The organism is Thermogutta sp., assembly GCF_014359955.1.
Classification (GTDB): Bacteria; Planctomycetota; Planctomycetia; order Pirellulales; family Thermoguttaceae; genus Thermogutta.
This window is the reverse complement of record NZ_JACIYL010000367.1, coordinates 1-4,236: the sequence shown is the minus strand read 5'-3', so window position 1 is coordinate 4,236 and position 4,236 is coordinate 1. Positions and strand designations below refer to the sequence as shown.

General features: G+C 55.2%; 4 protein-coding genes. All 4 read right to left on the bottom strand.

Annotated features, from left to right (window positions below; all coding sequences use genetic code 11):
* Positions 1–1,498 (bottom strand): BatA domain-containing protein (locus tag H5U08_RS11430; protein ID WP_297033107.1); only part of this gene is annotated, 1,498 nt, incomplete at its 3' end.
* A gap of 42 nt (positions 1,499–1,540) precedes the next feature.
* On the bottom strand, positions 1,541–2,356 hold the full coding sequence (locus H5U08_RS11425) for a DUF58 domain-containing protein (protein WP_297033105.1): 816 nt from the start codon (positions 2,354–2,356) through the stop codon (positions 1,541–1,543).
* Positions 2,357–2,420: 64 nt separating this feature from the next.
* Positions 2,421–3,452 carry a MoxR family ATPase gene (locus tag H5U08_RS11420; protein WP_297033103.1) on the bottom strand — a complete coding sequence of 344 codons (1,032 nt, stop codon included), beginning with the start codon at positions 3,450–3,452 and terminating at the stop codon, positions 2,421–2,423.
* Positions 3,453–3,525: 73 nt separating this feature from the next.
* On the bottom strand, positions 3,526–4,236 hold a 711-nt coding region (locus tag H5U08_RS11415), incomplete at its 5' end, for a cellulase family glycosylhydrolase (protein ID WP_297033101.1).

Here is a 4,236-nt window from a genome sequence, read left to right as displayed (position 1 = left end):
CTTCCCATCCCGCGAGAATCCGGACGATCGGATGGCGAGTATCCACCATCCCAGTAGTTATATTGGGACTATTCACTATTCCCACCAGGCGGCCGGGAAACAGCGGCCGTGCTGTGCCCTGTGGTTCGGCCGCGCGGTTATAGGCCGCCATTTGCACGCGTGGCCCGCAGAAAATCACCAGTCCACCTCCCAGCCGCAGAAAATCTGCGAGAAGTTGGGCTTCACCCGGCGTTATCTGGGCAACATCGCACAGGATGAGGATGTCAAAATGCGTGATGTCCGATTCGGCAAGGCGCGCTTCGGGAATCACCTGAACTTCCATGCCCCCGGTCTTTGAGGCCGCTGACTCCGGGGCCAGGGCAAGCCTGACATAGTCACTCGCCCCTTGGAATGGTATCGGGGAATATCGACCATCAATACACAACGCCCGCACCTGATCGTGCACCGTAACCACCACGCCCCGACGATTGTCGATGGAAAGCTGATCGTCGGGAAGAGTCGCCTCAATCACATGATCCCCGGGTCTGGATGGGCGGTAGGACCAGATGAATGTTCCCGTTTCGGGGGATTTCCAATCCACGCGCGATTCACCAATTTTAACACCATCTATCAGCCATTCGACTGTGGCTGGTCTCTCCGTCGTGTTACCAAAGACGGTGACCTGCCCGGCAATAACCGTCTCTTCATTGCGTGAACATACTAGTGGTGAAGCTTCCAGCCGCGTGATCGCGGTATTACTTTCGCGATCTCCACCGACATGGCAAACGATAAGTTCTGCCTGACGAGTCAGTTCGTCAGCCGTACTGGAAACCGCAGCCCCCTGACGCTTCATCGCCTGATCCCAGGGCTCTCGCTGGCCATCTGTCACAATCACGACGACGAAACGAGTAAGCTGGGGATACTCCTCGCGAAGGCGTTGCGTTCGCCCAAGAACGGCTTGCAAACACGCCAACCAATCGTTGCGAGTATGTCGACATTTTATTTGATCAACAATTTGCAGGAAGGTTTGCCGGTCGCTGATCGCCAGCTCCACCTCCCATGTCGGAGGCTGAGCTGCCCTCAGCAAGCAAAAAGCATCCGCAGGCCCCGCGTGCTTCACAAGACGCGTGATCACATCCCGGGCCTGGTCGAAACAGGACTTCCCCTGGCTGGACTGCTCCATAGAGAGCGAGTCATCAAGCACGAATATCCAGCCCGTCGCCGCCTGATACCCCATCGCCACGGCAGGCCCCTCCACAACGGGCCGGGCAGCCGCCACAATGAGTAGCGCGATCGCCAGCATCCGCAATAAAAGAAGTAAGTATTCTCTAAGTAATATCCGCCGTCTTTCGATGGCCAGAGCAGCCAGTACAAATTCCATGGCCGCCCAGTTCATTTCCATATGTCTCCGGCGATTCCAGAGATGGATGAGGATCGGAATAATGACGGCAGGCAATCCAAGCAGAATTGCCGGATCCAGGAATGAAAGGCCGAGGATGAGCAGTTCCGGTTTATCCATCACGGTGATCGCGACACTTGACCCGAGACGATTCTATATTCACTAAATACTCTTGATTTTCCTCCGGAAGGCCAGATACTCCCGCAGCACATGATCAAGTTTTTCCCGAGTGGTTGTCCTCACATAGTCCACTTTCAGGCCGTGGCAAATCCTCTGGATATTTCGCAAGTATTCCTCCACACACCGCCGGTAGGCATGGCGGAGAAGACGCGGATCCACTCCCACTTTGCTGGCAACCTCCAGGCCACGCAACAACACCGGCTGCTGGAGATCGAAGAAGATTTCCAGATCGTCAAGGATGTGAAAAACGATCGCCTCGTGGTTCGCGTAACGGACGTATTTCAAACCGCGTTCTAACTCGTTCAAATCCACGAGAAAGTCGCCCACGATGACAATCACACCGCGCCGCGTCAGGCGTTCCGCTGCCTCATGCAAGATAGTTCCAATCGCCGTTTTACCGGCCGGCGATTCTTTTTCCAGGAGTTGAACAATCTGCTGCCACTGTCCGCCGCCGGTTTCCGGTCGCGCGAATACTCGATACTGCTCGGCAAAGACGCCGAGTCCCGCACGATCCTGCTGGGCCAGTACGATGTAGGCAAGCGCCGCAGCCGTGCACTGGGCATACTCCCATTTGCTCAGCGGCGCCTCATGGCTCTTGAAGCCCATGCTTGCGCTTGCGTCAACTAAAATCATACATGATAAATTCGTTTCCTGCTCAAAACGCTTTACATAAAATTTGTCCGTTTTTCCGAATACTTTCCAGTCCACATAGCGCAGATCATCACCGGGACTGTATTCGCGATGTTCCGCAAACTCGACGGAAAAACCGTGGAACGGGCTCCGATGCAGGCCCGTCACCGTTCCTTCCACCACTGCGCGGGCCCGTAAAGACAATCCGCTTATACTCGACAAAATCTGCGGATCAAGAAAGTTTGGGGAGTATGCCACGGTTCACCAACTCATCTTCCGGGCGAGGAACAGAACGCAACAGGCGCGCGATTAAATCATCCGACTTAATCCCGTCCGCCTCCGCATTAAAATTAAGGACCAACCGATGCCGCAGCACGGGTAGAGCCACGGCCTCCACATCTTCTACCGACACGGCAGCCCTCCCGTGGAGCGCTGCACGCGCTTTTCCGGCCATCACCAGGCACTGTGCCGCCCGCGGCCCCGCTCCCCATGTCACATAATCCCGGATGAACTGGGGAGCCTCTTCAAACGAGGGTCTCGTCCACCGCGCCAGCCGAACAGCATATCGGGCCACATGTTCTGGAATCGCCACCCGCCGCACCAGTCGCTGAATTTCCAACACCTGGCGGGCATCAAGTACCGGCTCCACGCGTGCCTCCGTATCCGATGTCGTTCTCAATACAATATCCAGCTCTTCATTTTCGTCGGGATAGTTAATAAGTATTTCTAGCATAAAACGATCCAGTTGCGCCTCTGGGAGTGGGTATGTTCCCTCCTGCTCGATGGGATTTTGAGTGGCCAGCACATAAAACGGCGGATCCAGGACGTGCTGCTGACCGCCCACGGTTACCTGCTGTTCCTGCATGGCTTCCAACAGGGCGGCCTGGGTTTTCGGAGGCGTGCGATTGATCTCATCGGCCAGCACGATATTCGCAAAGATGGGCCCAGGCAAAAACCGAAATTCCCGTCGCCCGGTCGCTTTATCTTCCTGAATCACCTCGGTTCCCGTAATATCGGAAGGCATTAAATCCGGCGTAAATTGGATCCTGCTGAACTTCAAGGACAGACACGACGCCAGCGTTCGTATCATCAACGTTTTTGCCAATCCCGGGACGCCCACCAAAAGACAGTGCCCGCGAGAAAATAACCCGATAATGAGCTGTTCAAGGACATCCTTTTGCCCGACGATGACTTTGGAGAGTTCGCCTGTGATCCTGGTATACGCATCCGTGAGCTGTTCCAGCGCCTTTTGATCGCCGTTCATGCGACTATCCTTTTATTCAGAAGATGGTTCTCGGTTAATGGCAACTATCGGATCCGCCACTATAGTAAGCGCGTTAATCCTTTTTCCTCTCGGAAAACTCGGGCTTGACGTTTTTGGCATACCACGATCGAAGGAGAACAGCCCGGTCCGTCGGTGTCGCTGTTCGACTTCTGTCATTGCGGTCGGGCCCGTGTTCCACACTCCAACCATCCCATTCTCGGAAAGCGTGGTATGCCCAGTCCCAGCCATATTCCTCGAAAATCTCAATACAATCTTTCAGGTATTGGTAGGCGCTATCTCCCGGTGCCCAGCGAATCGCGCTGAATTCACCTATATAAATGTGGACCCCGTTTTCCTCCTGGATCCGACGAACGGGCTCAAGCACCTTGCGCAACGTATCCCGATCGTACCATTTACCATCGATAGTCCCCGGATAGACAATACCCATTGGATTATCATAGACTCCCTGATGGGTGAACGCGTGCGGCACGTACATATGAACGCTGTACACCACACCCGGTACGTCGATGGGATCGAGAAGCGCGATCGATGACGGGCTTCCCCACGGAGCCGGCTCAATGATAATGGCGTGCCTGGGGTCAATCGCGCGGACACGGCGTGCCGTCTCCTCTGCGAGCTGCTGCCAGTTCATCAAGCCGTCTGGGACCGCCCCTTCGACCGGTTCGTTCACCAGGTCATATCCCCAGACCACGTCGCTATGCACAAAACGCCGTGCTATATTTTCCCAGATATTCATGAACGCTTCTTGAAACTCGCGGTCGTG

Bases quoted from the DNA above. Each gene is read 5' to 3' on its own strand.
- H5U08_RS11420 (WP_297033103.1), bottom strand. From the start codon at position 3,452: ATGAACGGCGATCAAAAGGCGCTGGAACAGCTCACGGATGCGTATACC.